The organism is Picosynechococcus sp. NKBG042902, assembly GCF_963864045.1.
Classification (GTDB): domain Bacteria; phylum Cyanobacteriota; class Cyanobacteriia; order Cyanobacteriales; family MRBY01; genus MRBY01.
This window is the reverse complement of sequence record NZ_CAWLTV010000071.1, coordinates 75,665-100,286: the sequence shown is the minus strand read 5'-3', so window position 1 is coordinate 100,286 and position 24,622 is coordinate 75,665. Positions and strand designations below refer to the sequence as shown.

Sequence of the window (24,622 nt, the reverse complement as noted above, 5' to 3'; positions counted from 1 at the left end):
ATGAAGGGATTAGTGATGGATTTGGTAATGACCCATGTTGTTTGATTGCTTTGGGAAGGTCGTTCGTTCTACGGTGCTGGTGTCTGGGGCCATGGTCAGTTTGGCGATCGCCCCCCTATCTCTCTGGGCTGAAACGGTAGAATTGCAACTGCTTCACCTCAATGATGTCTATGAAATTACGCCCCTGGGTGGTGGGGCAACGGGGGGCCTGGCGCGGTTGGCGACCCTACGCAAGGAACTGCTTGCCGAAAATCCCCATACCTTCACCGTTTTAGCTGGGGATTTATTTAGTCCGTCGGCCTTGGGGACTGCGGTGGTGGATGGCGATCGCCTCGCAGGAAAACAAATTGTGGCGGTGATGAACCAAGTGGGCTTGGATCTTGCCACCTTCGGTAACCACGAATTTGACATTAGTGAATCCCAGTTCAAGCAACGCCTAGCAGAATCAGACTTCCAGTGGTTTTCAGGTAACGTTCTGACGGCGGCGGGGGAACCCTGGGATAATGTGCCTCCCTACGTGATTGAAACCATTTATGGTGAGGCGGGAACTCCGGTGCGGATTGGTTTTGTGGGGGTGGTAATTCCGAGCAATCCCGTGGATTACGTCACCTACCTCGACCCCCTAGAACAGATGGAAACCCTCGTCGCAGAATTAGAGACACAAACGGATATTATTGTGGCGGTCACTCACCTGGCGATGCAGGATGACCATTATCTTGCTGAAAATATCCCGGAAATTGACCTAATCCTGGGGGGCCACGACCATGAAAATATTCAACAGTGGCGTGGTGCGGATTTTACGCCGATTTTCAAGGCCGATGCCAATGCTCGCACGGTTTATCTCCACAATCTCAGCTACGACACGGAAACGGAGCAGCTTACAGTTCAATCACATTTGCAACCGATTACCGGGGCGATCGCCGCAGATCCAGAAACAGAACAGGAGGTTAATTATTGGCAGCAACTGGCCTTTGATGGTTTTCGGGCTGATGGTTTTGAACCAGAGCAAATCATTACCGAAAGTCCAATCGCCCTAGATGGTTTGGAAAGTTCCGTGCGCAACCAACCGACGGCGTTAACGGACATCATTGCCCAGTCAATGTTAACGGCGACACCCGCTGCCGAATTAGCCATTTTTAATGGCGGCTCGATCCGTGTTGATGATGTGCTGCCTCCCGGCCCGTTGTCCCAGTATGATGTGATTCGGATTTTGCCCTTCGGGGGAAATTTAGCCACCGTTGAGATTAGGGGGGTAACTCTGGAACGAATTCTGAATCAGGGCGTGGCCAATCGCGGCACGGGGGGATATTTGCAAACGGCGGGGGTGACCTTTGTTCCGGAAAGTCAAACCTGGCAAATTGGCGATCGCCCTTTAGATCCCGAACGCATTTATCGGGTCGCGGCGACGGAATTTTTAATCTCCGGGCGGGAAACGGGCCTCGATTTCTTGACGCCTGAACATCCCGATGTGACTTTGCTCGAAACGGGAGAAGATGTGCGCTTTGCCTTCATTCAACAACTCCAGCAGCAATGGGCCGATTAGAACCCTCCCCTAGCCCCTCCAGCGGCGGGGAACAAAAAGTCTCCCTTCATAAGGGAGATTTAGAGGGATGTGGGGATGTGGATACCCTATTTTTCAAAGCGCACCGCATACCACTGCAAAAAACCGTCCTCGATTTCCAGTTCGCAATAATCTGCGAGGAGTTGATCAATTTGCTCAGCTTGGGAGGGGAGTTTGGCCAAATCGGCGGGCAATAGATCCGGCTGGGTACTGAGGAGCGTTTCAAAAAAGGTGCGGATTTCGTCGGGCTCCATCAATTGTTCCGGGTGGTCGTGGCGCAACACCACATAACCATCCACTTGGTACATAATCGGATCTGCCATAATATGCCTTAATGCTTTTTGGTTTAATTGTACGCCCATGGCCCCCATCAGTGAGCTCACCCAAAATCCCCTCGTTTGTCTGCCCTATGAACAGGTCTTTGCAAGCCTTGGCGATCGCTTTTCTGATGAAGTGACAGCGGCAGATTTTCCTCACCATGAGCTACGCTTCCGCAATGACGCCGTTTTAGAAAAATTGGGCCTTGAACCGAAACAAGTAGACGATCAAGATTTTCTCGAAGCGTTTGGTCAGTTCCAAGCGCCCCATCCCTTGCGGGCCATGTGTTACCACGGCTATCAATTCGGTCAGTACAATCCTCAGTTAGGGGACGGACGGGGTTTTCTCTACGGGCAGGTGCGCGCCCAGGACGGCTTACTCTACGATCTCGGCACAAAAGGTTCTGGTCAAACTCCCTATTCCCGCAATGGCGATGGGCGTTTAACCCTCAAGGGTGGTGTCCGGGAAGTTTTGGCGGCAGAGGCATTGCACCAACTAGGCGTGAATACTTCCCGCTGTCTAAGCCTGATCGAAACAGGGGAATCCCTCTGGCGGGGGGACGAGCCTTCTCCCACTCGGTCTTCAGTGATGGTCAGGTTCCAGCGATCGCATATTCGGTTTGGCACTTTTGAGCGGCTCTACTACCTACAACGGCGGGACTTATTACAGCAACTCCTCGACCATGTGGTGGAACATTACTACGGCGAGTATGTTGGGGATGAGGATGCCTACGCCCTGTTTTACGCTGATTTGGTGAAGCGGGTGGCACGATTAGCGGCTCAGTGGATGGCGGCGGGCTTTTGCCACGGGGTTTTGAATACGGACAATATGGCAATTACGGGGGAAAGCTTTGATTATGGCCCCTATGCGTTTATTCCCAGCTATGACCGCAAGTTTACGGCGGCTTACTTCGACTACAGTGGTCGCTATAGCTACGGCAACCAACCAATGATCTGCCGCCTGAATTTAGAAATGTTGCAAATGCCCCTGGCGCTGGTGATGGATAAGCGGGATTTGGCGACGGGCCTCGTGAATTATGAAATCGAATATGAGCAAACCTATCGCCAGTTAATGCTCGAAAAATTGGGGCTGCAAGATTTGCCGGAAGATCTAGGGGCCGATCTGTTTGCCGCAACCCTGGCACTGTTGGAGGAAACCCAAACGGGCTACCACGACTTTTTCTATCAGTTGGCAGCTCAGTTTAATTACGCTTGGCGATCGCATTCCAGCACCATTTTGGAAAATAGTGATTTGTCAGGGCCGCTCTTTGAACAATGGCAAGGACTTTACCAGCGGGCCTTACAGGAGATCCCTGAACCTGAGTTGGCACAAATTGGCGATCGCCTGACCTCCCAAAACCCGAAAACAGCTTTGCTGCGTCCGGTGATTGAATCTGTTTGGGAACCGATCACCACAGAAAATAACTGGCAACCCTTTTATGATCTGCTTACTGCAATTCAGCAACGTCAATAAAATTCCTCAAGTAAAGCGACGTTGGAAGCGGCGATCGCGACGGGTACCTTTTTTTGATTGCAGTTTAAACATAGCGTTTGCAGATTGCTAATGTCGTTACTGCCACCTTTGGCTAGGGGAATAATGTGGTCAATGCTGAGTTGGGTTTCGTGAAGTCGTGAACCGCAACATTGACATTGATAATTATCCCGTTGGTAAACGTATTTTCGGACAGAATCGGGAATTGGAAGACGCGGTGTTTTAGCCATTAAATTGATTCTTCCTCTGATTTTTTTGTGATTTCCTGGCGAATGTCATCCAGAGGAGATTCAGGAATAAAATTTCTGCTGTCTTCTGAAGCTTCGACAATTAAGCGAAACCGGATTTTTTTGTTTTTCCAAACTAATTCACTATGTTCTGCGATTAAGCTTTTGATTTCATAAATAATTGAATTGTCCGTAGAATTTTTGATTTTCTGTAATTCAATAGATTCATTACTAAAAACATTATCGATCTCGTTTTCAATAGCAGATAATGATTCCGTGCAAATTTCATCAATAATATTCAAAAAAGTGCTGCTCTTCATGATGTCAGCTTCGGAGTTGATCTCAAAGATTGTGTTCTCTCCAAAGACATTTTCAATTGCATCAAAATTTTCAGACATAGTGAGTTTTACGGTTCAGATATAGATTGACGAATATCATCTAAGGGAGATTCTGCATTCCCCATTTCCGTGGCATTGGGAATAAATTCAAGAGAAATTTTAATTTTAACTTTTCCCTTTTTCCAACCAGAGCCAGCCACATCTAATATTTCAGCTTCGTAGCCATCAGTGAACCATTGCTGATAAGGGATATAATGTTCTTTGTCCCAGTCATTTGGAGAAAACCCCAACAGTTTAGATTTGAGTGCTTTGAGAAAGTCGCCAACTTTAGCCATCGGCTGATTCATAAAAGATACTTTTACTGGTTCGAGAAAATGAATAACCGATGATTCTTGTGTGAGTAATTTTTTTTGAGTAGGTGACATAGTTTAATCTTCTGTTTTTTCTTGAATTGACTGGCGGATATCATCGAGTGGTGACTCTGGTTCTTGAATTTCAGGCTGGATCAGACAGGCTTCAAGAGAGGTTTTGAATTTTATCTGCATTTTTTGCCATCCTTCAGTTTTTCCAGGTTGAAGAATGTCAACTTCAAAAATCACACCTTCTTGCAATGAGTCTCTTAGATATTTAATGGATTTATTACAAGCTTGGTCTTTGATTTTTTGATGGCTCTGATGTAAGCAGCTTCGAAGAATTTCTACAAATTCAGAAGTTCTTCTGAGATAACTTTTGGAACCAAAATCAATGACGTCTTCTGAGTCAAGAATATCGTGAATAGGCTGAAAATCACTTTCCATTTTAGACTTCCTTAGAATTATTTATCGATTGCCGAATATCGTCCAGTGGTGACTTTGAGGTATCAAGAACCTCTTCTTCTTCATCTATAATGACTTCCAAAGCGTAACGAAAACGAACCTTCCCTTTTTTCCAACCACCACCATCGGTTTTTAGTACAGAACATGGATACTCAGCATTAAATGTGCTGTAGCCTCTTAGTGGAAATTTTAAGCCTTTCTCTTGTAAAAGATCGGCTAAAGCATCTCCTAAAGCCACAATATTATTTCCTTGATATTTTACATATGAATTTAGTGCACTTTGCAACTTTTCATCCAGCGTTCCGAAAGTTTCTAGTTCTTTATGGAACTTGATCACATCATCGGGATCGCAAGAAGTTTGTAAATGTTTAAAATTAGCCATCGGTGATTTTAAGTATGTTCTTAATTGAAAATTACTGATTATTATGTTCGATTATTGATGTCACATCGGAAAATTCAAAATCTGATTCAATGATGATTGGTAATTGTCGCTCATAGACCTGCATTTCCTGAAGGCATTGATTGATTGTTATCGCAGCTTGATTATAGACCTCAATTTTATGTTTATATTCTCGTTGTAGCTGAAGATTTCGAGCAATTTTTTCACGGGCTTCCTGTTCTAGAGTTTGTTCCAAATAACGCCGAGCTAGATTATATTGCTCTAAAATAAACTCTGATTGTTGTGCTGCCATTGGTAACAACTGAGTCTTTAGAGTTTGGTTGATTGTCTGTCGAAAGTTTTGACGGATGGTAGCGTTAACCTTGGGTTCAAAATCTAGCTTTAAAAGTTGACGAATCGCGGGTTCTGCTTCCACCATACTTTCACAATCATAGGCCTGAGAAGTCTGCTGGAGAGTTTGTCGAAATTGATAAATCGAAAAAGTTCCTTCATCATAAAATCTTGGACTTTCTCGCACATAGCGATCGCATTCTGTTCTCGCTTCACTTTGGAGTGCATAAATCAGTTGACCTTCGAGAGTTGAAATGGATTGTTCAAGACCTCCATCGTTTCCTAATAAACGATATAGTTTTCGATAATAATCAGATTGTTGAATGCGCTTCACTAAGCGTTGACAAAAATTGTGGATGAGAATGTCTGAAAATTCGATCAAAACATCTTCTAACTCATTTGCCAAATAATACAAAGCCTCTACTAAAATCGCAATTAGAGGTGCGGTTGCGTTGCGGGGATGTGAAAAAGTGGCTTGACTGTAAGCATTTTTGACAGAAAAAGTTTGCAGCAATTCATCTAAACGACTGACCATTTTTGCTTTAAGGGCCTGAAAATCCTCTTCAAAGGAAAAATCTTGGTTGATGATGATATTGTTGACTTCTTCAGTAATATGTTTTTGAAATTGAATACCGACCTCTTGTAATTCTTGGTTGAGGCGAGTTAACTCTTGAGCTTTCATCGCTTCGATCTCGTGGGGCTGGCTTTCTAATTCTCGATATTCAGAAAGTAAATGTTTCCGTAAAGCAATACATAAAGGCTGAAGATCATCTGCTAACGCAGCGAATAATTGTGGCCGTTTTTCTTCTTTCAGGTAGCAGGTAATACCTTGGCGAAATTCTTCGATACCACTGTCTTTAACAAGTTGCTCAATTAACGGTCTTCCCCATTCACTTAAAATGCGGACGTAGTTTTCATTAGGGGTTTCATAACTGTTGACAGAAACTTTAAATGGCGTCCGTGTTAATTTGCCAGAGTTGGCACAATAATTGTTAAATTCACTTACGAATTGAGGCGTTTCTTCTTCGCCACCAAGATTTTTAACACTGTCCGCAAAAATACTATCAATACCAAAGCGATCGCCGCTGGAACTATCTTTAACTTGACTACCAAAAAAACCTAACAAACCACTTGTTTTGTAAATTCTTTCATCCCTTTGAAACTGACTTTGGATCAAACTATCAAGCCGTTGCCGTAGTTGCGTATTGTACCAAGTTTGATCGATACGATTAAAAACATAAAAAACACGGTCGCGAATGCCTAAGTTTGTACGCATTTTTTCCAGTAATTCTGTTTCTTCACTGGTCATATCCCCTTCCGAAGCGGGTTTGAGGACGCAGATTACCGCTGAAGTATCTGGATGAATAATTTTGTCATAGGTTAACTGGGCATCCCGTTTAACTGGAGCATCGATCCCTGGCATATCGACCAAAACATTACCATCCTCTAGCAATGGATGATGGCAATAATATTGCAATTTTTTCAAAACAGCGCTGTTACTACCCCGTCGTGCAAAATTTGCTGCTTCCGTTAGATTGGCAAAATTAAACTGCTCCATGGAATAAGTAGAATTTTGGCTAGGATGAATCCGCTCTTGATTGTGAAGATAGCCTTCGAGTAAAAGAAAAAGAGCTTTGGCTGTTTTGGCTTTGTCGGACTTGTTTTCACCCCCTTCCTCTTGCAAAATTTGTTGGCAATTATCTTGAAGGACAACAAGTTGTTGCTGGTCATCTAAAGTCTCAATTTTTAATGCGAGTCGTTGACAAAGTTGGTAGAGCTGCCCCTGAATTTCTTCGGTACTCAAAAAAGTCAGTACTACTCGCTCCTGATCTGGGGCCGCATATTCGATGTAACATTGGGTGCCTGTGGCATGGCCTTCGGCGCTGTAAAGTAACTCCCGTTCGAGTAAGGCATTGATCAACATAGACTTACCCGCACTAAAAGCCCCAGCAAAGACAATTTCAAACTTTGGAGAGGTGGCCTTTTCGAGGGATGTGGCGATCGCCGTTGTATCCTGCTGGAAATGAAGTGTTGGTTCTTGCTGCCATAAATCGAGGAGTGCATTGACATTGGTGGTCAGGGATTGACAGGCAGGGATTAACTCGGACATTGATAACTGAGTTTGATAGGATATCTCTCAATCTATCAAAAGAATTAAAAAAAATGCCGATACACTCGAAAATATATGACAAAATGAATTTCTGCTTGGTACCCGGAGCATAAATATCAGGCGATCGCTTCGAAAAAGATAGGAAAATTAATTTTTTTAAACCAATGCAACTATTATTTAGCTGACATAAAACTGGTAATTGCTTGAGGACTTGCTGATAGTGATTTGCCGGATAATAGTATTAAAGTACGAAGTCAAACAATTGAGCACAGGAGAAATTCCGATGGAATGGACAGACGAAGCTAAAGAACTCTTTAAGAAAATCCCCTTTTTTGTGCGCCCCTTTGCCAAGGGAAAAATTGAAAAACTTGCCGAAGAAATGGGGGCAAAAATCATCGATAAGGAGATTTATATCCAAGCTAAAGCTCAATTTAATGACCCCAAAAAATCGGGGGAAGCCTAACTTTATCGTCGGTGACTGGGAAAGGTAAGAATATCGACAGCCGCCACATCGCAAGCTTTGCCATCGCCCATCACCGCCCGCATTTCTTGATAATCTTGCTGGAGTTGGGCTTGGCGATCGCCATCCTGGAGTAATGCCAAAGATTCCTGGACAATGCGGGGAGCGGTCGCTTCTGTTTGTAGTAGTTCGGGAACGATGCGCCGCATCAGGGTCAAATTCACTGGACACATGAACGGAATCGAAAATTTCAGCAGATGTTTCGCAATCCAAGCGGTGACGGGATGCACTTTGTACAGCACCACCTGGGGGACGTCTAACAGGGCAATTTCGAGGTTTACGGTGCCCGATTTTGTGATCGCTAGATCCGCAGCGGCGATTGCCAAGGGAGTTTGGGCTGGATTATCAATCAAAATTGCATTTAAACCTGCTTCATTAACCGCTGTTTCTAGAATGTTGCGGTAGTGGGGCAAGGCGACGGGAATTAAAAACTTTACCTCTGGCACCTGACGCTGGAGAATTTTGGCCGCTTCCACCATCACGGGTAAGAGGTATTTCAGCTCCTGGCGGCGGGAGGCTGGCAACAATGTGATCAGGGGGCGGTCTTGGTTGAGGCCCAGTTTTTCCCTAGCGGTGGCACGGCGGGGACAGGTGGCCATTTTTGCCACGAGGGGATGGCCCACAAATTTTACGTCTATGCCGTATTCTGCAAAGTAACGGGCTTCTTCCGGGAAAATGGCAAGAATCCGGTCGGTGATGCGGGCGATCGCCTTTGTATTGTTGTCATTAAACGACCAAACCCAGGCCTGGGGCGCAATGTAGTAAATAATTGGCACCTGGGGCAACTGACGGCGGACAAAATTACCAATGCCAATATTCGGGCCAATGTAATCGATCAGCACCACCAGATCCGGCGGATTTTCTTTGAGATAGCGTTTCGCCTGCCGTTGAATGCGGAGGGTCGGAATGATGTAGGGCAGGGATTCGATCAGACCAATGGAGCCAATTTTTGTGGTGTTACCCAGGAGGGTTGCTCCCGCTGCAGCCATGCGATCGCCACCGAGGGCAGTAATTTTTAGGTCAATATTGAGCGCCTCGGCCTGACGAAAGAGCGCTTCCACCAAGAGACTCCCCTGGAGATCGCCGGACACTTCCCCCGTACTGATGAAAATATGCATTATCGCCTAGCTCCGTTTCCCCGGAATTAAACCCCGACGGCTGGGATCGAGGGCTTTTTCGAGAAACTGTTGGAGATGTTGGAGATGTTCATGGTCGCCGATAGTCACAAGTTGGGAGATCGCCTCGGAGGTTTTGAGATCCGAGCGGTACAGTAAACGAAATGCTTGTTTAAGCAAACCCATTTCCGCCGGGGTTAAACCACTGCGCTTGAGGCCCACCAAATTCAAAGAACGCACCTTCGAAGGATTGCCTTCGACCAGCATAAAAGGTGGCACATCCCGATCAATGCGACTCATGCCCCCCAACATTGCCATCTTGCCGATATGTACAAACTGGTGAATGCCCAACATCCCACCAATCACCGCTCGCGATTCGATTTCCACATGGCCGGCGATCGCCACATTGTTCGCAATGATGATGTTGTTTTCCAGAATGCAATTGTGGGCCACATGGACATAGGCCATCAAGAGATTGTCATTCCCAATGATCGTTTTTTCTCCCGCCGCCGTCGCCCGATTCACCGTCACATATTCGCGAATCGTATTGCGATCGCCAATTTCAACTAAACTGGCCGCCCCCTGATATTTGAGATCCTGTGGTTCTAAGCCAATGGCCGCCCCTGGGTAAATCCGATTCCCCTGACCAATGCGCGTATAACCATCCAAAATTGCATGGGCACCAATAACCGTACCTTCCCCAACCGTGACATATTCACCAATCACTGCATAGGGGCCAACCTGAACCGTTGGATGAATTTGAGCGTTGGGGTGAACCACCGCCGTCGGATGAATCAGAGTACTCAAAAGAATTCTCCAGTGTGCTCCATAGTAGTGTAGTGGGCCTCAGGGCCAATTATTCAAAATTCAGACGGGAAAAGAGCATCTCCCCTTCCACCGCCACTTGACCATCCACGGTGCCACAGCCCTTCATTTTCGCGATGCGCTTGGCCTTTACCGTGATCACTTCCACCGTCATAATTAGCTGATCACCAGGGACTACCGGTCGCCGAAACCGAACTTTATCAATCCCAGCAAACGCAAAAAAGCTATCTTCCATCCCCGGCATTTGGGTCAAAATAAACCCGCCCACCTGGGCCATCGCTTCCACCATCAGTACCCCCGGCATGATCGGGTGATTTGGGATGTGACCTTGGAAATGGGGTTCATTAAAGGTGATATTTTTCAGGCCCACAGCCTTTTCACCGGGAATATATTCGAGGATGCGGTCTACCAGCGAAAAAGGATAGCGGTGGGGTAATAATTTTTGAATCTCTTCGACGGGGATCGGCTGGGCCAAAGTTCCGGGATGTTCTGTGGTCATAGACGGTGATCAATTAATAACAGTCTGTGCGGCTAGTTTAGATTACTACAAAATGTTAATTCTGCAGCGCTTCTCCACGGCAGATCTGTATTAGTGCCCCATGCGGATGAAAATCAGGTCAGTCCATGGCTTCGATTAAGAACCCTTTTGGTTTGCGGAACGAAATCGTCCTTCTATGAAATCCCGCTTTTGGAGATGTTTTGTGTTCCGCCCGGTCACCCGCTTACGCCACATCTTAAAACTAGAGCGTTTCATATAGCGCCGCATGATTTGAATCACTTCCTTTTCCTGAAGCCCAAATTGCATCTCAATGGCCTCAAAGGTGGTGCGGTCTTCCCAGGCCATTTCGATCACCCGGTCAATGGTGGCCTCATCTAGCGCCTCAAAATTCATTGTTGTCTTTTAATAAGTTCTATCTAAATCAGTTCCACGCTGTACTGTAGCGCAAATCTTTAATTCGGCAATTCGAGGGGGATTTGTCCCAAAATGCCCTTACGAAATTCATTGAGCAACGTAACTGCACTACGTTCCCTGTCGCCTTGGAAGCGATGGTCTCCGAGGGCAATGACATAATCTTCGCCAGACATATCGAGGGGGTCGAGGTCATAGCGCTCAGTCAGATGCTGTTCTAAATTCAGTTCCACGAGCAAATCCACCATGGCCGCTGCGACCAGTTGGTTGTCATAGGAGGCCGCGCCAATGTCCTCACAAATGGCTAGTTTCACCGCATTATGTTGATCATCGAGCTTCCAGGGAATTACCCCTGGGGCATCAAGCATTTCAATTTGGTCAGAGATTCTCACCCAGCGCAATTGTTTCGTCACCCCAGCTTTGCGGGCACTTTCGACGACTTTTTTACCGACTAAACGGTTAATCAGGGCCGATTTCCCAACGTTAGGTAAACCCATAACCACTGCCCGCACCGGACGGGGCCGCATTCCCCGGGAAATGCGGCGGTCATTCATCGCTTTTCCGGCTAATTGGGCAGCTTTAATCACACCTTTAACCCCGGTTCCTTTTTTGCATCGGTAAAGACGGGCTGAATTTTTTGGGCTTGGTACCAGTCGCGCCATTGACTGAGGGTTTCGCTGGGGATCATATCCCGCCGATTGACCACGACGACCCGAGGTTTTTCACCAATCCATTCATCGACTTGGGGGTGGTGGGATGCGAAGGGGATGCGGGCATCGAGGACTTCTAACACCACATCAACGCGGTTGAGCTGTTCTTTGAGTTGGCGTTCGGCCTTGGCAATGTGGCCGGGATACCATTGGATCGGTTGGGGCATGGGAACGAAGTCAAAACGGTGTTTTTTATCATACTGCCTTGGGTTGGGTCGAAAATTGCTTAGGGGTAAATTGGCAGTGCTTTTGGCGACCCACCACAAAAAAGACCACAGCGATAGAACACTGTGATCCGGATGGGAGTATGAAAAAGTTAAGGCTGAATGTCTGTTCGGCGAGAACTCTTAGAATTGGGGGCCAAGACCAACTTTAGGGGCATAAACTGCGCGATCGCCAAGTTCATCCTCGATGCGGAGTAAGCGATTGTATTTTGCTACCCGTTCACTGCGGCAGAGGGAACCGGTTTTGATTTGGCCGGCACGGGTTGCCACCGCCAGATCAGCGATGGTGGTATCTTCCGTTTCCCCAGAGCGGTGACTAATCACGGACTGATATCCATTGCGGGTCGCCAGATCGATGGTTTCGAGGGTTTCGGTGAGGGTACCGATTTGGTTGAGCTTAATCAATACCGCATTACCCGCTTTTTTCTCAATGCCCTGTTGGAGTCGCACCTTGTTGGTGACAAACAAGTCATCCCCGACCAGTTGTACCCTGTGGCCGATGCGTGCGGTCAAAATTGTCCAGCTATCCCAATCATCTTCATGGAGACCATCCTCAATGGAAACAATTGGGTACTTTTCGACCATCGCCGTCAGGTAGTCGATAAATTCTGCCGGACTGTGGGCTGTACCGTCGTAGGTGTACTGACCATCGGCGTAAAATTCACTGGCGGCAATGTCGAGGGCGAGGGCCACCTGTGTACCGGGTTCGTAGCCCGCCGCTTTGATCGAATCCACGAGAATTTCGAGGGCTTCTTCGTTAGAGCCTAGGTTAGGGGCAAATCCCCCCTCATCCCCAACACCTGTTAATAAACCTTTGCTGTCAAGTACCTTGCTCAGGGCAGTAAAAACTTCCGCTCCCCAACGGAGTGCTTCTTTAAAGGAACTGGCCCCCACCGGCACGATCATAAATTCTTGGAAATCAACGTTATTAGCTGCGTGGGCACCGCCATTGATCACGTTCATCAAGGGCACGGGGAGGACGTTAGCCAAAGGGCCACCGAGATAACGATAGAGGGGCAGGGCGAGTTCCGCTGCTGCCGCTTTTGCCGCTGCGAGGGATACCGCCAAAATGGCATTGGCCCCTAGATTAGATTTGTTGTCAGAGCCATCCCGGGCAATCATGGCGTAATCAACTGTCGTTTGGTCAAGGGCATCTTTACCGATCAGTTCCGGGGCAATTTTTTCTTTCGCATTGCGCACGGCCTTTAGTACCCCATTGCCGCCATAACGGGCTTTGTCTCCGTCCCGCAGTTCATGGGCTTCAAAACTACCGGTAGAGGCTCCACTGGGCACTTGGGCGAGACCTACTGCACCGCTTTCTAAACGAACTTCTGCCTCGACGGTGGGGCGACCTCTGGAATCTAAAATTTCTCTAGCATCTATTGCTTCGATGATTGCTTCGGATTTGTCCAGCATTTGGGATTACTCACTGACCATTGATATTCAGGTATAAACATACCCTGTTCTGGTGGATTTGTTGCTTTTTTAGGGGGGATTTTGGGAACAATCGTCCGTTGTCAAGGTTCAGGGATATATCTTGATATTTTCTTTAGGTTTGCGGCGATCGCCAACGGGAAGATAGCTAGGGAGTTGAAGGGTAGGGTTTTTTCAAGATACACTGAGGGCGTTGTCACACCGCCAAACCGACTTCGAGTCACATCAAGCCGCCACCGCGATCGCCACATTTTTTTGCAGCTTTTTGAATCAATGGAAGACTCAAAGGAAATGGAAAGAAGCGGCTGGGGTTGTGGGTGCCGAGAACGCGGTACAGGATTTTAGGAGGCGAATAGAGTCATGGCAAATAGTCGACGGGTATCGAAGGTTTCTTCGCTGATTAAGCGGGAAGTGAGTTTGATGCTCATGCAGGATATTAAAGATGACCGAGTTGGGGCGGGCATGGTGAGCATCACTGAAGTAGAAGTGTCTGGGGACTTGCAGCATGCCAAGATTTTTGTGAGCATCTATGGCTCAGAAGAAGCCCGGGCCGAAACGATGGAAGGACTGCGGGCCAGCCAAGGGTTTGTGCGTCGTACCCTAGGCCAGCGCATTCGCCTGCGGCGATCACCAGAGGTTTTATTCATCGAAGACCGTTCCCTTGAAGAGGGAGACCGGATGATCCATTTCATTAACCAACTAGACATTAAGGATCCAGAGGAACTAGAAGCCCAAGAATCCGAGGAAATGGTGTAGCGCCCTTGGTGATGGCTCCCCTCCCCCCGGTTGAATCCTTGTCTCTCCGCCAGGCGATCGCCCAGATGATCGTCGTGCGGGGGGCTGGCTATCTATTTGACTACGAACGCCCCTACCCCCAGTGGGAAGCTGATCAAACGACTCTACAACGCTGGATCGAGGCGGGGATCGGTGGCGTAATCCTTTTGGGGGGGAGTGCCGCCGAGGTAGCCCAGAAAACCAAGCAATTGCAGAGTTGGGCCGAAATTCCCCTCTTGATTGCCGCAGATATCGAAGAAGGGGTCGGCCAACGGTTTAGCGGTGCGACGGAATTCCCGCCTCCCATGGCTTTCGGTGAGATTTGGCGTACGGATCTCCACCAGGCGATCGCCCTTGCAGAAACCATGGGCGCAACTACGGCCCAGGAAGCCCTCAGCCTTGGTATCAATTGGGTTTTGGCCCCGGTGCTGGATGTGAATAACAATCCCCACAACCCGGTGATCAACATCCGTGCCTTCGGAGAAACGCCGGATCAGGTGAGTGCCTTGGGTACTGCGTTTATCCGGGGGGCGCAACAATATGCTGTTTTAACGACGGCAAAACATTTTCCTGGCCATGGGGACACGGCAACTGATTCCCACCTCGCGCTCCCCACCATTTCCCACGATGACACGCGCTTAAATACCGTCGAACTGCCTCCCTTTAAGGCCGCCATTCAAGGGGGCGTAGATGCGGTGATGAGTGCCCACCTTATGATTCCCGCTTGGGATCAACAATATCCAGCAACCCTTTCGCCAGCAATTCTTACGGGCCAACTACGGCACAAGCTAGGATTTGAAGGATTAATCGTCACCGATGCGTTGGTCATGGGAGGAATTACCCAGTTTGCGGCTCCTGATACCGTTGTTGTCCAGGCGATCGCCGCTGGGGCCGATATTCTCCTGATGCCTCCCGATGTGGACGGAGCGATTACGGCCATCGAAACGGCGATCAAAACAGGTCAACTTTCAGAAAGTCGCATCTATGAATCCGTAGAACGAATTTGGCAGGCCAAGCAAAAAATCCTTACGGCAACACCATCAACTTTTCCCCAGGGGATCAGCGGGGATCGCCCGGAAACGAGAAAAACCGTTGCCATGGTGCTGGAAAGAGCGACTAAACATCAAAAATCCCCCGTAAAAATATCAAGTTTTCCTGACAATTTTGCGCGCAACTTAATTGTGGTGGATTCAGTTTTAAAAAGCCCTTTTTTGCGTCCCAATTGTCCGGCGATCGCCATTCCCCAACGCCACGGTTATGCCGCTGAAATTGTCGAATTAAAAACGCTCCCTCGCCTGCAGTTAGAAGCGATCCCTACCCTTATCCAGTGTTTTCTTCGGGGTAATCCCTTTACAGAAAAACTGGCAGATCCCATCGATGTTCTCCAAAAAATTGCCGCCCAAATACCGTTACAGGGCGTTATCTTTTACGGCAGTCCCTACTTCCTCGAAGCTTTACAAACGACTTTGCCAGAAATTCCCTGGTGGTTTAGCTATGGTCAAATGGCGATCGCCCAAGCACAAATCTGTACATCCCTCTGGGAAGAAGCGCCCCAAGCGGATCCCAGCGCCGCCGAATTCATTTAAAAATTTCCCCTGACTTTGGACAACGGATAATCAAACCTTAATGATCTTTGATTACATTACTTAAAGTTTCGCTAAAAACGTTATTGATAAGTATTGAAATATACAGCGTTTTCTGTATAGCAATGCCTTGCATAATCCAATAGAATAGGCATGGAACCAACATCAGTCACCAAGAGGTAAATCCTATGACCACCACGACAATGCCTCCGGCTTCTCCTACCCCAAAACATTTTTCCATTGAAATGCTCAAGGACGAAGCCCGTCAGTTGGTCGAATCAGGAACAGTAGACTGTAGCCAACCCATTTATGTCCTCTGTCAGTTCATTCCAGCTAGGGAATGGGTTTGTGTAGAATGCGAACTCGAACGAAATGGCTTTCTTCTCCGGGATCAAATTGCGGATCTAAATCCAGCCCAATGCTGGTCTGATGACTAAAAAAAATTCACTGTTGTCGGTATCTGGGTGCATTGCCCAACGCCGACCATTCCCTTGGATGACTTTCCATGACTCAATCAGTCTTTGCATTGCGATCGCCTTTCTTTTTTTCATTGGGACAAATTCGCGATGAAGTAAAACAATTAGTCGAACAAAATCGCGTCAGTCGTCAACAGCCCATTTATAGCCTTTGTGAATATATTCCCCCCCGCGAGTGGCACTGCATCGAAGTCGAGCTAGAACGCTGCGGCTTCCTTCTCCGGGACTGCATCGGTGATTTGCTCGGAGCGGAGCGATGGGAGAACGATTGACAATTAGTTGATCCAATCCAAAATTTCTCTTCTTCCAAGAAATAAACAAAAAAAGGGCAGAAATTTTTAACTGCCCCAAGCGGTTGGACTCATATAGGATTTACTGACAGATCCGAACTCGATGCCTAGTTTGGTTCGTTTTCTTGTTTATCCTGACGGAGCGCCGCGAGTTCACTTTTAAGGGTGACAATTTGATCTGTTAAATTCTTGAGTTCGTTTTGCAGATCGCTATCTTTTACTTCCGTCGCCGTGGTCACGATTTCTTGGGTACCGGGTTCCCTGGCGGCTTTGTCTTGCTGGAAGATTTTTTCGAGAAATTTACGGGCTTCTTGCTCGGTCATTTCACCTTTTTCTGACCATTGTTCGGCGCGATTTTGAAGCTCTGTACGAAATTCAGAAATTGTCACTTCCCGTTTGGTGGGATCTTGGATCGTTTCGACTAAGGTGGCAGCGGCCCCAACGGTGACATGGAAGCCCTTTTGAAACAGTTCAAAGAAGTTTGTGGATGTACTCATGGCAACAGTTTTCTCGCTTGAGGGATTGAGATGGGACTAGAAAATTGCATTATTTATGTTTAGCCTAGCGCACCGCCACAAAAATCGCTGTTATCTTTCACACTAATCGGCCTGGGCCAGATAATTCTCTAAATCTTCGATTAAACGGGGTAATTCTGCTTCGCTGGTGAGGCGAATCCGGTCATCCCGGAGGGTGATCAATACCTTGGCGGCGAAGGGACTGGGGTAAATATTCGGATTGCAAAAAATCTCTAAAAAAATGTCCCCGGTGTACTGATAATTCATGGATTCTTGGGGCTGGGGACGGCCTTTGGGGTTACTATTGCCGGCGATCGCCTTCATGCTGTGCATCAGTTGATCGATTTCTGCTTTGAGGGTTTGGGCGGCAGTGCTGGTGAACCGAAAGGTGACAGAACCTTGTAATAAATTGAGAGTAAGGGGCGTTGACATTCTGTTAGTTTAAACTCAAAAAAATAACGATGGTTTCATCATAGGAATTCCTGGGGCGATCGCCAATTTTTTGTGATCTTTTATTGAGCAATGTCGCTGAATGCTAATTTAATTGATTTTGCCGGAGGGCTGTGCCACATCGCTTACAAAATTGAGCATCTTGATCATGAAAAGCTAGACCACATTTTGTGCAGTCGATTTCCTGTTGATTCGCACTTTTGAGAAACTGGCGCACTAAATCCCCCAACTGCCAAGGAATCACCGCAATCCCCGTGAGAATCATCGTTAAAGTCACGACTTTGCCAATGTCTGAAATGGGCGTTTTATCACCGAAACCCACTGTGGTCATCGTCACCACGGCAAAATACAAAGCATCTAAAAAATTGCCAAAAACAGCGGGGTTAATGTCATGTTCGACTTGATAAATTAGGCCAGAATAAACAAAGATAATTGTAAATAAGGTCAGGAGAATTCGGCTGAGAATAATGCTGTCTTCGGCCTTGATCTTGAAAATCGAGATTTCTAGGCGAAAAAATCGGATCAAGCGTAGTAATCGAAACCAGCGGAACAGCCGCACAAAACGAATGTCGAGGAAGCCGAAAAATAACGGGGCGATCGCCAACAGATCAAGATAGGAAAAAAAGCTAAAAATAAACTTCCGAGGTTCTGCGGCCCCCACACAGCGACAGCAATATTCCACGGCAAATAAAATCAAAATACCCGTATCTAAATAATCCAAATATTGTGCCCAAACCGTTGGCAAAGGATAGGTTTGCGCCACAAAAATCCCCGACGAAATAAAAATCAGTCCACACAAAGCTAAATTGAGGAGGCGGCCTGTGCCACTGTCAAAATCATCGAGGTAACGGCCTAGTCTTAATCGCCAAGGCAATTGGCTTTCCATCGGAATTTCTTTCCTAGGCGGGAGTATGGCCTGCTTCGGTAATAATGTTTTTTAAGGCAGTTTCAGAAAGCGTCGTTTGAATCGAAACTACTTTACTAGGAATATCGACGGCAACTTGGGCCTTTTGATCATGATTTTGGATGGCTTTTGTAATGGTTTGACCGCAGACTTCACAGGCGATTGTCGGCACAGTAATTGTAAATTCCATAAATATTAAAAAATAACGGTTTACGGTAAGTATTTAGTCAGTTTTAAAGCCTTTCGTTTGAAATTGATTTCAATGTTAGTTTAGTAACTTACGCCAGGTTTGAGCACCAACAATGCCATCTCCATCTAATTTCAATGCAGCTTGGGCCGCAATGACAGCGATGCGAGTATTCGGGCCAAAAATACCATCGATACGGCCTGTGTAATAGCCCAATGCCTTCAGGCGAGTTTGCAAGAGTTTCACCGAATCCCCTTCCATGCCTTCCTTTAACAGGGGCAGTGTATCTGGATCTGTGCTGGTGGCCGTCTGATTTGTGCTGGAGCTGGGAGCTGCCTCGGCATCAGTTGCTTCCTGGACTGGGGTTGCGGGGGTTTCGTTCTGGGCTGTTGTTGGGCTACTGACTGTTGGAGTTGAGGCTTGTTCCTCAGCAACGGGTAAATTCGCCGCCGAAATCGGAAATAATGTCTCCCAAGTGGTGCGATCCATGACTCCGGTCTGGGGGATTTGGGCCGCCTTTTGAAATTGGTAGACTGCGATCACCGTCGCTTCGTCATAGGTACCCGTGGTTTCGCCGCTGTAGTAGCCCAGCAGTCGCAGGGTGGTTTGCAGCTCCTGAACCACAGTCCCCGTACTACCAATGCGCAATTCTGGTCGGGGAGATTGGGCGCTTACCAGGGGGCTAAGGCCGAGGCTACTTGCTAAAATCAGGGCCGTCGATAGACCTAAATTTAAAACGGTTTGACGCGCAGACATGACGATTTTCTTCATGATGTTTAGGGGGCGATCGCCTTTTACGATAGCTGAAGATCTTCGATCAGGGAAAGGGCCGTTTGGGAGCCCACCACCGACACATAAGGATGTTGAAAATGACGTTGCGCCGCTTGATGGGTTTCCGCCGTTGTGATCTTTTCGACGTGGTGCTGGAAAGCTTGATCAAAGTCGATGCCGAGGCCAATGCTCTCATACCATCCAAAAATTTGTGCCAATTCAGCATTGGTCTGTTTCCCCAGGGCATACTGGCCGAGGAGTTTATTCTTCGCAATTTGCAAATCCGCTTCCGACAGAGGGGCCGCCACCAGCCGTTGGATTTCTTGGTGTAATCCATTCAAGGCGATCGCCGTATTTTGGGGGGCCGTACCAATGTAGGTAATAAATTGGGATTGACTCAAGCGCGTGGGAAAAAACGCCGACACGTCATAGGCAAGCCCTTGTTTTTCTCGCAACTCCACAAATAGTCGACTCGATAAACCATTGCCCAGATAGGTGCTGAGGAGTTTCAGCGCAAAAAAATCATCATCGGCCACCGTTCCCGTCAGATAACCCAAGATAATGATCGCCTGTTGACTCTCTTTTTCCTTTGTCCAAACCCCTCCCTGGGGCTGTAGGGGCGCAATTTCTAAGCTTGGTAGCGGCGTTGTCGGGTTTTGCCAATCTCCTAAAGTCTGTTCCACGATCGCTTCAGCCTGTTCGAGGGTCAGCCGACCGGAGAGGCTAATCACCAAATTGTCTGGCCGGAAATGGGTTTGGTGGGCCTGTTGTAAATCTGCAGCCGTAAATCGCGCCACCGTTTCTGCTGTCCCTAGAATAGATTGGCCGTAGGGATGCCGGGGATACATCTGGCTCCGGAGGAGGTCATAGGCCACATTAAAGGGCTGCTCCATTTGGGAACGGATATTTTGCAGGGTAATTTTGCGCTCTAACTCTACTTCTTCGGAGGGGAAAGTCGGTTCCCGGAGGATTTCTGCTGCTAGCTTGAAAATTGTATAAAAATCCTTTGTGACTGTCTTGAGACTCAGGGCCACATAATCGTTGGACGCACTCGCGCCGAGGCTCGCGCCGATGGATTCAATTTGTTCGGCAATTTCGACGGCACTGTAACGGTTTGTTCCCTTCGTAATTACTGCCGCCAAGAGATGAAATAAGCCCGCTTGGTCGAGGGATTCCCACCGTCCGCCCGCCTGGGGAAAAAATAAGCGCGCTGCCACCAAGTCTGCCACAGGATTTTCCGTCACAATCAGGGTAATCCCATTTTTGAGGACGGTGCGGTGGGTCATTTGGGGAGATGCGGGGCTAGCAACCATGGGCAGATGAAACTTTCCGAAAAAGAACGCTGGCGTTTCACTTTAGCAAATTCCTGGGGTGAGGAACGCTGCAAGGTACGCTATTTGAGAAAAGCGATAAAAATATTTACTGACTGTGTTTCATCCTGACGCGATTCAAGGGGCCTTAAGCGATCTTCTTGCCTGTGAAACGACACTTCCCATCGAAGTTTTCCCGGAGCTTGACTCGACCAATACGCTCCTGTGGCAACGGTATCAAGCACAATACACAATGCCTAGGGTGGCGATCGCCTTAACCCAGACAGCGGGGCGAGGCCAGTGGGGACGCACCTGGATTTCGGCACCAGGGGGACTCTACTTATCAGTTTTGTTGCTCATTGAATTAGAGCCTCAATTAGCCTATGGCTTAACCCTAGCCAGCGTTTGGGGCATTGTCGAAATGTTGCAAGCGCAAGGGCTTCCCGTACAAATTAAATGGCCCAATGATCTTCTTTTACAGGGCAAAAAATTGGGAGGGATTAAGACAGAAACAAAAGTCTCCCAGGGGAAAATTAGTGCGGCCGTGGTCGGGGTCGGCATTAACTACCAAAATCCGGTTCCCCCGACGGGCATTAACCTCGAACAATTCTGGCAAGGGGAGTTGAAAATTAAAGGCGATCACCTTGCTGCGTTGGTTATTGCCGGAATTCTGAAGGGGACGCAAAAACTAGCTCGAAATTCAATTGAAAATATATTGCCGGGCTATTTAGAACATCTCAAAAACCTAGGCGAAATAATCACCTACGAAGGCCATCAAGGAATCATTACCGGGGTCAATCAAAAGGGCGAACTACTGGTTAAACTTAGCGCTCCCGGTGCCAGTAGCATTGTAAAAATTCCCCCTGGTCAAATTTCTCTCGGCTATCTGTAGAGAATCTCGTTTTAAATTTGACTTTCCCAATAGAGCTTGCCACACTGCAAATCGTTGTCTCAAAACAAATATTCAAGAATATGTCAACCTATCTCGTTACTGGCGCAAACCGGGGCATTGGCCTGGAATATTGCCGTCAACTCAACGCCCAAGGCGATCGCGTGATTGCCGTTTGTCGGACGCCTTCTGAGGCACTGCTGCAACTGGGTGTAACGGTAAAAGCGGACGTAGATCTGACGAATCTCGATGCCGTCAAACAGCTTGCCCAAGATCTCCAGGGGGAAACCATTGATGTCTTGATTAACAACGCCGGGATTTTAGAACGGGTCGATTTGGATCAGCTAGATGTTGACAGTATTCGCCGTCAATTTGAAGTGAATGCGATCGCCCCGCTACGTTTCACCCAAGCCCTTTTAGCGAATCTTAAATCTGGTTCAAAAATCATCCTGATGACCAGTCGCATGGGTTCCATCGAAGACAATACCTCCGGCGGTTCCTATGGCTATCGGATGTCAAAAGTCGCCCTTTCCATGGCCGGAAAATCTCTGGCGATCGATCTCAAACCCAGGGGAATTGCGGTGAGTATTTTACACCCAGGCCTCGTCAAAACGCGGATGATTAATTTCCGGGAAGATGGCATTAGCCCCGCTGTGGCAGTCGAAGGATTACTGGCCCGCATTGAAGCACTAAATCTCGATAATACAGGCACGTTTTGGCACGCCAATGGGGAGATTTTGCCCTGGTAAGTGGTGCGTCATTTTTTCTAACTGTAGAGGCTGGCGACGTATTCCCCGTAGCCGTTGTAGGGTAGGGTTTCCTTCATTTCCCAGCTAAATTCTGGGGTATTGCCAATAAATTTTTCGGTGGCCTGAGACCAGCGGGGATGGGGCACATTTGGCTCGACGTTGGCTTCAAATTTGTACTCGTGGCCGTCGATGGTGTTCCAGTAGGTGGCAGGTTGTTCGGCAAGGAATTCAATTTTGACGATGGATTTTGCCCCCTTAAAGCCGTATTTCCAGGGAATGACCATCCGCAGAGGCGCACCATGCTGTTTCGGCAAATCGTGGCCATAGATTCCCAGAGCAAAGAAAGCGAGTTCGTTATTCATTTCTTCGATGCGCAGTCCCTCGGTATAGGGCCAGGGCAAATTCCCCAAGTGAAAACTAGGGCCATAGGTAACATTTTCGTCGTAATAGCTGGTGAAGCGGACAAACTTGGCTTGGGTCTTGGGTTCGACAGCTTTGATTAATTCGCGCATGGGAAAGCCAATCCAGGGCAGCACCATCGACCAGGCTTCGACACAACGGAAGCGGTAGATGCGTTCTTCGAGGGGGAATTTTGTTTTCAGATCGTCGATATCGTAGGTGTGGGGGTTGTTCACGAGGCCGCCCACTTCTACTTGCCAGGGCTTAGTGGGGAGATTTTGGGCGTTTTGCCAGATGCCTTTGGTGCCGCCAAATTCGTAGAAATTATTGTACTGACCCGCAAAGAGTTCTTTGGTGATGGGGCGATCGCCAATTTTCCGGAAGTTGGGATTTTTAATCGCGTCTAGTTTGGGCAAATCTAAAGTTTCACGGAGGGCGCTGTACTGCTGATCCTGGGACTGACAACTCGCCAAGCCAATGCCCACCCCGGCCCCCAGGAGGGTTTTGATGAATTTGCGGCGGTTCCAATAAACCCTTTCGGTGGTGACGAGGTTTTCGGAAAGGGTATAGCTGGGGGGGACTTTAAACAGCACCATGGCGAGTTTTGCAGAAGACGAGTAGGATTGTGTGCTTTAAAAATCTAACGTATTTTGCCAAGGGCCTCCGCCCCCAACTTCGTTAACATCCCTTTACAATTTGGAAAGATATGCCATCCATATCAAGCAATTGTTGGGGAAATTTAGGTGAAGGTTTTTTTGCAACTCCAGCCGGAAATGCGCTGGAATTTGGGGCTACTGTTTTTGGCCGCTCTTGGTTTTTGGTTGAGCATGACCAGTTTATTACCAGTGCTCCCGGCCTATATCCAAGATCTGGGAGCAACGGATCAGCAGGTGGGCTTTGTGATGGGTTGTTTTGCCATCGGTCTGCTTTTGGCCCGCACTCGTCTCGGTAAAATGGTCGATGAGCAGGGTCGCAAACGGGTGATTCTCATTGGGGCAGTGGTGGTGGCGATCGCCCCGTGGGGATATATCTTTTTAAATTCGATTCCCCAGATGATGGTGTGGCGAGCCTTCCATGGCATTAGTATCGCCGCTTTTACGACGGGTTACAGTGCCCTGGTGGTAGATTTGGCCCCAGAACGAAACCGGGGTGAGGTGATCAGTTACATGAGTTTGGCGATTCCGGTAGGGATGTCCATTGGGCCAGTCTTGGGGGGCTATCTCTTGGGCGTCGTCGATTACCCGTGGATCTTTGCGGCGTCGGGTCTGTGTGGGGTGGGGGCTTTGCTCCTGGCTAGTCAAACTAAAGAATCTAATCCCCAGGCGATCGCCATTGATAAAAATTCCCTGACGCCCAACCAAGGGGAAACCAACCGCGATTACCCGGAACTATTTCGCCATAAGGGACTCTACATTCCTTCCTTGATTATGCTCTGCATTGGCTTGGTATTCGGCGTTTTAGTGACGTTTCTCCCCCTGTACATTCGGGAACTGGGCTTAAATTTCAATACCGGACTGTTCTATGGGGCGGCGGCCATTTCCAGTTTTAGCAGTCGTATCCTTGTGGGTCGGGCGTCTGATACCCTGGGGCGGGGTTTGTTTATTAGTGGCAGTCTGCTCTGTTACGCCGCAACGATGCTGATCCTTACCAATGCCAGCGGGACAAATTGGTTTGTCCTGGCAGGGGCAGTGGAGGGCTTGGGGGCGGGAACACTGGTGCCGATGATGATTGCCCTGATGTCGGATCGTTCCTCCAGTGCGGAGCGGGGAAAGGTTTATTCTATTTGTATTGGCGGCTTTGATGTGGGGATTGCCCTGGCGGGTTTGTTGCTCGGCACCGTGACCCAGACCGTCGGTTATCAAGGGATTTTTGCGATCGCCGCTGGGTTGGCTCTGTTTTCTTTCTTTATTTTTCTCACCCAGGGCAATGCCAAAATTGGTACATCCCTCAAATTTGCCTTGGGGCGCACAGGCGATCGCTATGCCCAAAAATTCTAA

Annotated in this window: 28 protein-coding genes and 2 pseudogenes; 10 read left to right on the top strand and 20 right to left on the bottom strand. The window is 48.0% G+C overall.

Going from position 1 to position 24,622, the window contains the following annotated elements; genetic code table 11:
- The first annotated feature begins 34 nt into the window (after window positions 1–34).
- Complete coding sequence (locus tag AACR41_RS10045) at window positions 35–1,543, top strand: bifunctional metallophosphatase/5'-nucleotidase (protein ID WP_045441785.1); 1,509 nt, start codon at window positions 35–37, stop codon at window positions 1,541–1,543.
- Between the two features lie 86 nt (window positions 1,544–1,629).
- On the opposite strand, the gene AACR41_RS10040 is transcribed toward AACR41_RS10045, so the two are convergent.
- Window positions 1,630–1,884: a chlororespiratory reduction protein 7 gene (locus tag AACR41_RS10040; RefSeq protein ID WP_030006780.1), complete on the bottom strand. Its 255-nt coding sequence runs from the start codon at window positions 1,882–1,884 to the stop codon at window positions 1,630–1,632.
- A gap of 37 nt (window positions 1,885–1,921) precedes the next feature.
- Here AACR41_RS10040 and AACR41_RS10035 point away from each other — a divergent pair, with 37 nt between their 5' ends.
- On the top strand, window positions 1,922–3,352 hold the full coding sequence (locus AACR41_RS10035; RefSeq protein ID WP_030006779.1) for a protein adenylyltransferase SelO: 1,431 nt from the start codon (window positions 1,922–1,924) through the stop codon (window positions 3,350–3,352).
- A 6-nt stretch (window positions 3,353–3,358) separates the two neighbouring features.
- Here AACR41_RS10035 and AACR41_RS10030 read toward each other — a convergent pair.
- The 6 genes and pseudogenes from AACR41_RS10030 to AACR41_RS10005 all read right to left on the bottom strand — a co-directional run bounded on the left by AACR41_RS10030 (window position 3,359) and on the right by AACR41_RS10005 (window position 7,590).
- Window positions 3,359–3,600 (bottom strand): annotated as a pseudogene (locus AACR41_RS10030) (HNH endonuclease).
- Window positions 3,600–3,995 carry a KGK domain-containing protein gene (locus AACR41_RS10025; RefSeq protein ID WP_030006778.1) on the bottom strand — a complete coding sequence of 132 codons (396 nt, stop codon included), beginning with the start codon at window positions 3,993–3,995 and terminating at the stop codon, window positions 3,600–3,602. The pseudogene AACR41_RS10030 and the gene AACR41_RS10025 overlap by 1 nt, the downstream one beginning before the upstream one ends.
- 8 nt (window positions 3,996–4,003) lie before the next feature.
- Entirely contained in the window at window positions 4,004–4,360 is a 357-nt protein-coding gene (locus AACR41_RS10020) for a KGK domain-containing protein (protein WP_072007980.1), read from the bottom strand.
- 3 nt (window positions 4,361–4,363) lie between these two features.
- Window positions 4,364–4,732 carry a KGK domain-containing protein gene (locus AACR41_RS10015; RefSeq protein ID WP_045441781.1) on the bottom strand — a complete coding sequence of 123 codons (369 nt, stop codon included), beginning with the start codon at window positions 4,730–4,732 and terminating at the stop codon, window positions 4,364–4,366.
- A gap of 1 nt (window position 4,733) precedes the next feature.
- Window positions 4,734–5,132 carry a KGK domain-containing protein gene (locus AACR41_RS10010; RefSeq protein WP_030006776.1) on the bottom strand — a complete coding sequence of 133 codons (399 nt, stop codon included), beginning with the start codon at window positions 5,130–5,132 and terminating at the stop codon, window positions 4,734–4,736.
- Window positions 5,133–5,163: 31 nt separating this feature from the next.
- Window positions 5,164–7,590 carry a dynamin-like GTPase family protein gene (locus tag AACR41_RS10005; protein WP_030006775.1) on the bottom strand — a complete coding sequence of 809 codons (2,427 nt, stop codon included), beginning with the start codon at window positions 7,588–7,590 and terminating at the stop codon, window positions 5,164–5,166.
- A 283-nt stretch (window positions 7,591–7,873) separates the two neighbouring features.
- Here AACR41_RS10005 and AACR41_RS10000 point away from each other — a divergent pair, with 283 nt between their 5' ends.
- Window positions 7,874–8,053, top strand: coding sequence for a PCP reductase family protein (locus tag AACR41_RS10000; protein ID WP_030006774.1), 180 nt, complete (start codon window positions 7,874–7,876; stop codon window positions 8,051–8,053).
- A 2-nt stretch (window positions 8,054–8,055) separates the two neighbouring features.
- On the opposite strand, the gene lpxB is transcribed toward AACR41_RS10000, so the two are convergent.
- The 6 genes and pseudogenes from lpxB to eno all read right to left on the bottom strand — a co-directional run bounded on the left by lpxB (window position 8,056) and on the right by eno (window position 13,310).
- On the bottom strand, window positions 8,056–9,228 hold the full coding sequence (gene lpxB / locus AACR41_RS09995) for a lipid-A-disaccharide synthase (protein ID WP_030006773.1): 1,173 nt from the start codon (window positions 9,226–9,228) through the stop codon (window positions 8,056–8,058).
- A 6-nt stretch (window positions 9,229–9,234) separates the two neighbouring features.
- On the bottom strand, window positions 9,235–10,038 hold the full coding sequence (gene lpxA / locus AACR41_RS09990; RefSeq protein WP_315862017.1) for an acyl-ACP--UDP-N-acetylglucosamine O-acyltransferase: 804 nt from the start codon (window positions 10,036–10,038) through the stop codon (window positions 9,235–9,237).
- Window positions 10,039–10,081: 43 nt separating this feature from the next.
- The gene (gene fabZ, locus AACR41_RS09985; RefSeq protein ID WP_012305711.1) at window positions 10,082–10,549 is read right to left on the bottom strand and encodes a 3-hydroxyacyl-ACP dehydratase FabZ; all 468 of its coding nucleotides are present in this window, start codon (window positions 10,547–10,549) and stop codon (window positions 10,082–10,084) included.
- A gap of 135 nt (window positions 10,550–10,684) precedes the next feature.
- Complete coding sequence (locus AACR41_RS09980) at window positions 10,685–10,942, bottom strand: TIGR03643 family protein (RefSeq protein WP_030006771.1); 258 nt, start codon at window positions 10,940–10,942, stop codon at window positions 10,685–10,687.
- A gap of 59 nt (window positions 10,943–11,001) precedes the next feature.
- Window positions 11,002–11,837: pseudogene (ylqF, locus tag AACR41_RS09975) on the bottom strand (ribosome biogenesis GTPase YlqF).
- 180 nt (window positions 11,838–12,017) lie between these two features.
- Window positions 12,018–13,310, bottom strand: coding sequence for a phosphopyruvate hydratase (eno, locus tag AACR41_RS09970; RefSeq protein ID WP_012305714.1), 1,293 nt, complete (start codon window positions 13,308–13,310; stop codon window positions 12,018–12,020).
- A gap of 378 nt (window positions 13,311–13,688) precedes the next feature.
- On the opposite strand from eno, the gene rbfA reads away from it, so the two are divergent.
- From rbfA to AACR41_RS09950, 4 genes are all read left to right on the top strand, one after another.
- Window positions 13,689–14,084 carry a 30S ribosome-binding factor RbfA gene (gene rbfA / locus AACR41_RS09965; RefSeq protein ID WP_030006770.1) on the top strand — a complete coding sequence of 132 codons (396 nt, stop codon included), beginning with the start codon at window positions 13,689–13,691 and terminating at the stop codon, window positions 14,082–14,084.
- An 11-nt stretch (window positions 14,085–14,095) separates the two neighbouring features.
- Entirely contained in the window at window positions 14,096–15,688 is a 1,593-nt protein-coding gene (locus AACR41_RS09960) for a glycoside hydrolase family 3 N-terminal domain-containing protein (protein ID WP_030006769.1), read from the top strand.
- 185 nt (window positions 15,689–15,873) lie between these two features.
- The gene (locus AACR41_RS09955; RefSeq protein WP_030006768.1) at window positions 15,874–16,122 is read left to right on the top strand and encodes a DUF4327 family protein; all 249 of its coding nucleotides are present in this window, start codon (window positions 15,874–15,876) and stop codon (window positions 16,120–16,122) included.
- A gap of 68 nt (window positions 16,123–16,190) precedes the next feature.
- Complete coding sequence (locus AACR41_RS09950; protein WP_030006767.1) at window positions 16,191–16,433, top strand: DUF4327 family protein; 243 nt, start codon at window positions 16,191–16,193, stop codon at window positions 16,431–16,433.
- Window positions 16,434–16,558: 125 nt separating this feature from the next.
- On the opposite strand, the gene AACR41_RS09945 is transcribed toward AACR41_RS09950, so the two are convergent.
- From AACR41_RS09945 to AACR41_RS09920, 6 genes are all read right to left on the bottom strand, one after another.
- Entirely contained in the window at window positions 16,559–16,948 is a 390-nt protein-coding gene (locus AACR41_RS09945) for a hypothetical protein (RefSeq protein ID WP_030006766.1), read from the bottom strand.
- Between the two features lie 102 nt (window positions 16,949–17,050).
- Window positions 17,051–17,398: a hypothetical protein gene (locus tag AACR41_RS09940; protein ID WP_030006765.1), complete on the bottom strand. Its 348-nt coding sequence runs from the start codon at window positions 17,396–17,398 to the stop codon at window positions 17,051–17,053.
- A 103-nt stretch (window positions 17,399–17,501) separates the two neighbouring features.
- Window positions 17,502–18,302 (bottom strand): ion transporter, encoded by an 801-nt coding sequence (locus AACR41_RS09935; protein WP_030006764.1) that lies wholly within the window; start codon window positions 18,300–18,302, stop codon window positions 17,502–17,504.
- 13 nt (window positions 18,303–18,315) lie between these two features.
- Window positions 18,316–18,510 (bottom strand): heavy-metal-associated domain-containing protein, encoded by a 195-nt coding sequence (locus AACR41_RS09930; RefSeq protein WP_012305721.1) that lies wholly within the window; start codon window positions 18,508–18,510, stop codon window positions 18,316–18,318.
- Window positions 18,511–18,585: 75 nt separating this feature from the next.
- On the bottom strand, window positions 18,586–19,263 hold the full coding sequence (locus tag AACR41_RS09925) for a peptidoglycan-binding domain-containing protein (RefSeq protein ID WP_223209897.1): 678 nt from the start codon (window positions 19,261–19,263) through the stop codon (window positions 18,586–18,588).
- A 38-nt stretch (window positions 19,264–19,301) separates the two neighbouring features.
- Entirely contained in the window at window positions 19,302–20,591 is a 1,290-nt protein-coding gene (locus AACR41_RS09920; RefSeq protein WP_030006762.1) for a M16 family metallopeptidase, read from the bottom strand.
- A 115-nt stretch (window positions 20,592–20,706) separates the two neighbouring features.
- On the opposite strand from AACR41_RS09920, the gene AACR41_RS09915 reads away from it, so the two are divergent.
- Window positions 20,707–21,480: a biotin--[acetyl-CoA-carboxylase] ligase gene (locus AACR41_RS09915; RefSeq protein ID WP_084150006.1), complete on the top strand. Its 774-nt coding sequence runs from the start codon at window positions 20,707–20,709 to the stop codon at window positions 21,478–21,480.
- 80 nt (window positions 21,481–21,560) lie between these two features.
- Window positions 21,561–22,226, top strand: coding sequence for an SDR family oxidoreductase (locus AACR41_RS09910; RefSeq protein ID WP_030006760.1), 666 nt, complete (start codon window positions 21,561–21,563; stop codon window positions 22,224–22,226).
- A 17-nt stretch (window positions 22,227–22,243) separates the two neighbouring features.
- Here the strand turns inward: AACR41_RS09910 and msrP are convergent, their stop codons facing one another.
- Window positions 22,244–23,221, bottom strand: a complete 978-nt coding sequence (msrP, locus tag AACR41_RS09905; protein WP_030006759.1) for a protein-methionine-sulfoxide reductase catalytic subunit MsrP — start codon at window positions 23,219–23,221, stop codon at window positions 22,244–22,246.
- Window positions 23,222–23,368: 147 nt separating this feature from the next.
- Between msrP and AACR41_RS09900 the strand changes: the two genes are divergently transcribed.
- Window positions 23,369–24,622, top strand: a complete 1,254-nt coding sequence (locus AACR41_RS09900) for an MFS transporter (RefSeq protein WP_030006758.1) — start codon at window positions 23,369–23,371, stop codon at window positions 24,620–24,622.

Excerpts from the sequence above, each read along its gene's own strand:
- AACR41_RS10015 (WP_045441781.1), bottom strand. The coding sequence starts at position 4,732 with ATGGAAAGTGATTTTCAGCCTATTCACGATATTCTTGACTCAGAAGAC.
- AACR41_RS10035 (WP_030006779.1), top strand. The coding sequence starts at position 1,922 with ATGGCCCCCATCAGTGAGCTCACCCAAAATCCCCTCGTTTGTCTGCCC.
- msrP (WP_030006759.1), bottom strand. The coding sequence starts at position 23,221 with ATGGTGCTGTTTAAAGTCCCCCCCAGCTATACCCTTTCCGAAAACCTC.
- AACR41_RS09930 (WP_012305721.1), bottom strand. The coding sequence starts at position 18,510 with ATGGAATTTACAATTACTGTGCCGACAATCGCCTGTGAAGTCTGCGGT.
- AACR41_RS09960 (WP_030006769.1), top strand. The coding sequence starts at position 14,096 with ATGGCTCCCCTCCCCCCGGTTGAATCCTTGTCTCTCCGCCAGGCGATC.
- eno (WP_012305714.1), bottom strand. The coding sequence starts at position 13,310 with ATGCTGGACAAATCCGAAGCAATCATCGAAGCAATAGATGCTAGAGAA.
- AACR41_RS09935 (WP_030006764.1), bottom strand. The coding sequence starts at position 18,302 with ATGGAAAGCCAATTGCCTTGGCGATTAAGACTAGGCCGTTACCTCGAT.
- AACR41_RS09910 (WP_030006760.1), top strand. The coding sequence starts at position 21,561 with ATGTCAACCTATCTCGTTACTGGCGCAAACCGGGGCATTGGCCTGGAA.
- AACR41_RS10010 (WP_030006776.1), bottom strand. The coding sequence starts at position 5,132 with ATGGCTAATTTTAAACATTTACAAACTTCTTGCGATCCCGATGATGTG.
- fabZ (WP_012305711.1), bottom strand. The coding sequence starts at position 10,549 with ATGACCACAGAACATCCCGGAACTTTGGCCCAGCCGATCCCCGTCGAA.
- AACR41_RS10040 (WP_030006780.1), bottom strand. The coding sequence starts at position 1,884 with ATGGCAGATCCGATTATGTACCAAGTGGATGGTTATGTGGTGTTGCGC.
- AACR41_RS09945 (WP_030006766.1), bottom strand. The coding sequence starts at position 16,948 with ATGAGTACATCCACAAACTTCTTTGAACTGTTTCAAAAGGGCTTCCAT.
- AACR41_RS10025 (WP_030006778.1), bottom strand. The coding sequence starts at position 3,995 with ATGTCTGAAAATTTTGATGCAATTGAAAATGTCTTTGGAGAGAACACA.
- rbfA (WP_030006770.1), top strand. The coding sequence starts at position 13,689 with ATGGCAAATAGTCGACGGGTATCGAAGGTTTCTTCGCTGATTAAGCGG.
- AACR41_RS09925 (WP_223209897.1), bottom strand. The coding sequence starts at position 19,263 with ATGTCTGCGCGTCAAACCGTTTTAAATTTAGGTCTATCGACGGCCCTG.
- AACR41_RS09980 (WP_030006771.1), bottom strand. The coding sequence starts at position 10,942 with ATGAATTTTGAGGCGCTAGATGAGGCCACCATTGACCGGGTGATCGAA.
- AACR41_RS10045 (WP_045441785.1), top strand. The coding sequence starts at position 35 with ATGTTGTTTGATTGCTTTGGGAAGGTCGTTCGTTCTACGGTGCTGGTG.
- AACR41_RS10020 (WP_072007980.1), bottom strand. The coding sequence starts at position 4,360 with ATGTCACCTACTCAAAAAAAATTACTCACACAAGAATCATCGGTTATT.
- AACR41_RS09940 (WP_030006765.1), bottom strand. The coding sequence starts at position 17,398 with ATGTCAACGCCCCTTACTCTCAATTTATTACAAGGTTCTGTCACCTTT.
- lpxB (WP_030006773.1), bottom strand. The coding sequence starts at position 9,228 with ATGCATATTTTCATCAGTACGGGGGAAGTGTCCGGCGATCTCCAGGGG.
- AACR41_RS09950 (WP_030006767.1), top strand. The coding sequence starts at position 16,191 with ATGACTCAATCAGTCTTTGCATTGCGATCGCCTTTCTTTTTTTCATTG.
- AACR41_RS09920 (WP_030006762.1), bottom strand. The coding sequence starts at position 20,591 with ATGGTTGCTAGCCCCGCATCTCCCCAAATGACCCACCGCACCGTCCTC.
- AACR41_RS10005 (WP_030006775.1), bottom strand. The coding sequence starts at position 7,590 with ATGTCCGAGTTAATCCCTGCCTGTCAATCCCTGACCACCAATGTCAAT.
- AACR41_RS09955 (WP_030006768.1), top strand. The coding sequence starts at position 15,874 with ATGACCACCACGACAATGCCTCCGGCTTCTCCTACCCCAAAACATTTT.
- AACR41_RS10000 (WP_030006774.1), top strand. The coding sequence starts at position 7,874 with ATGGAATGGACAGACGAAGCTAAAGAACTCTTTAAGAAAATCCCCTTT.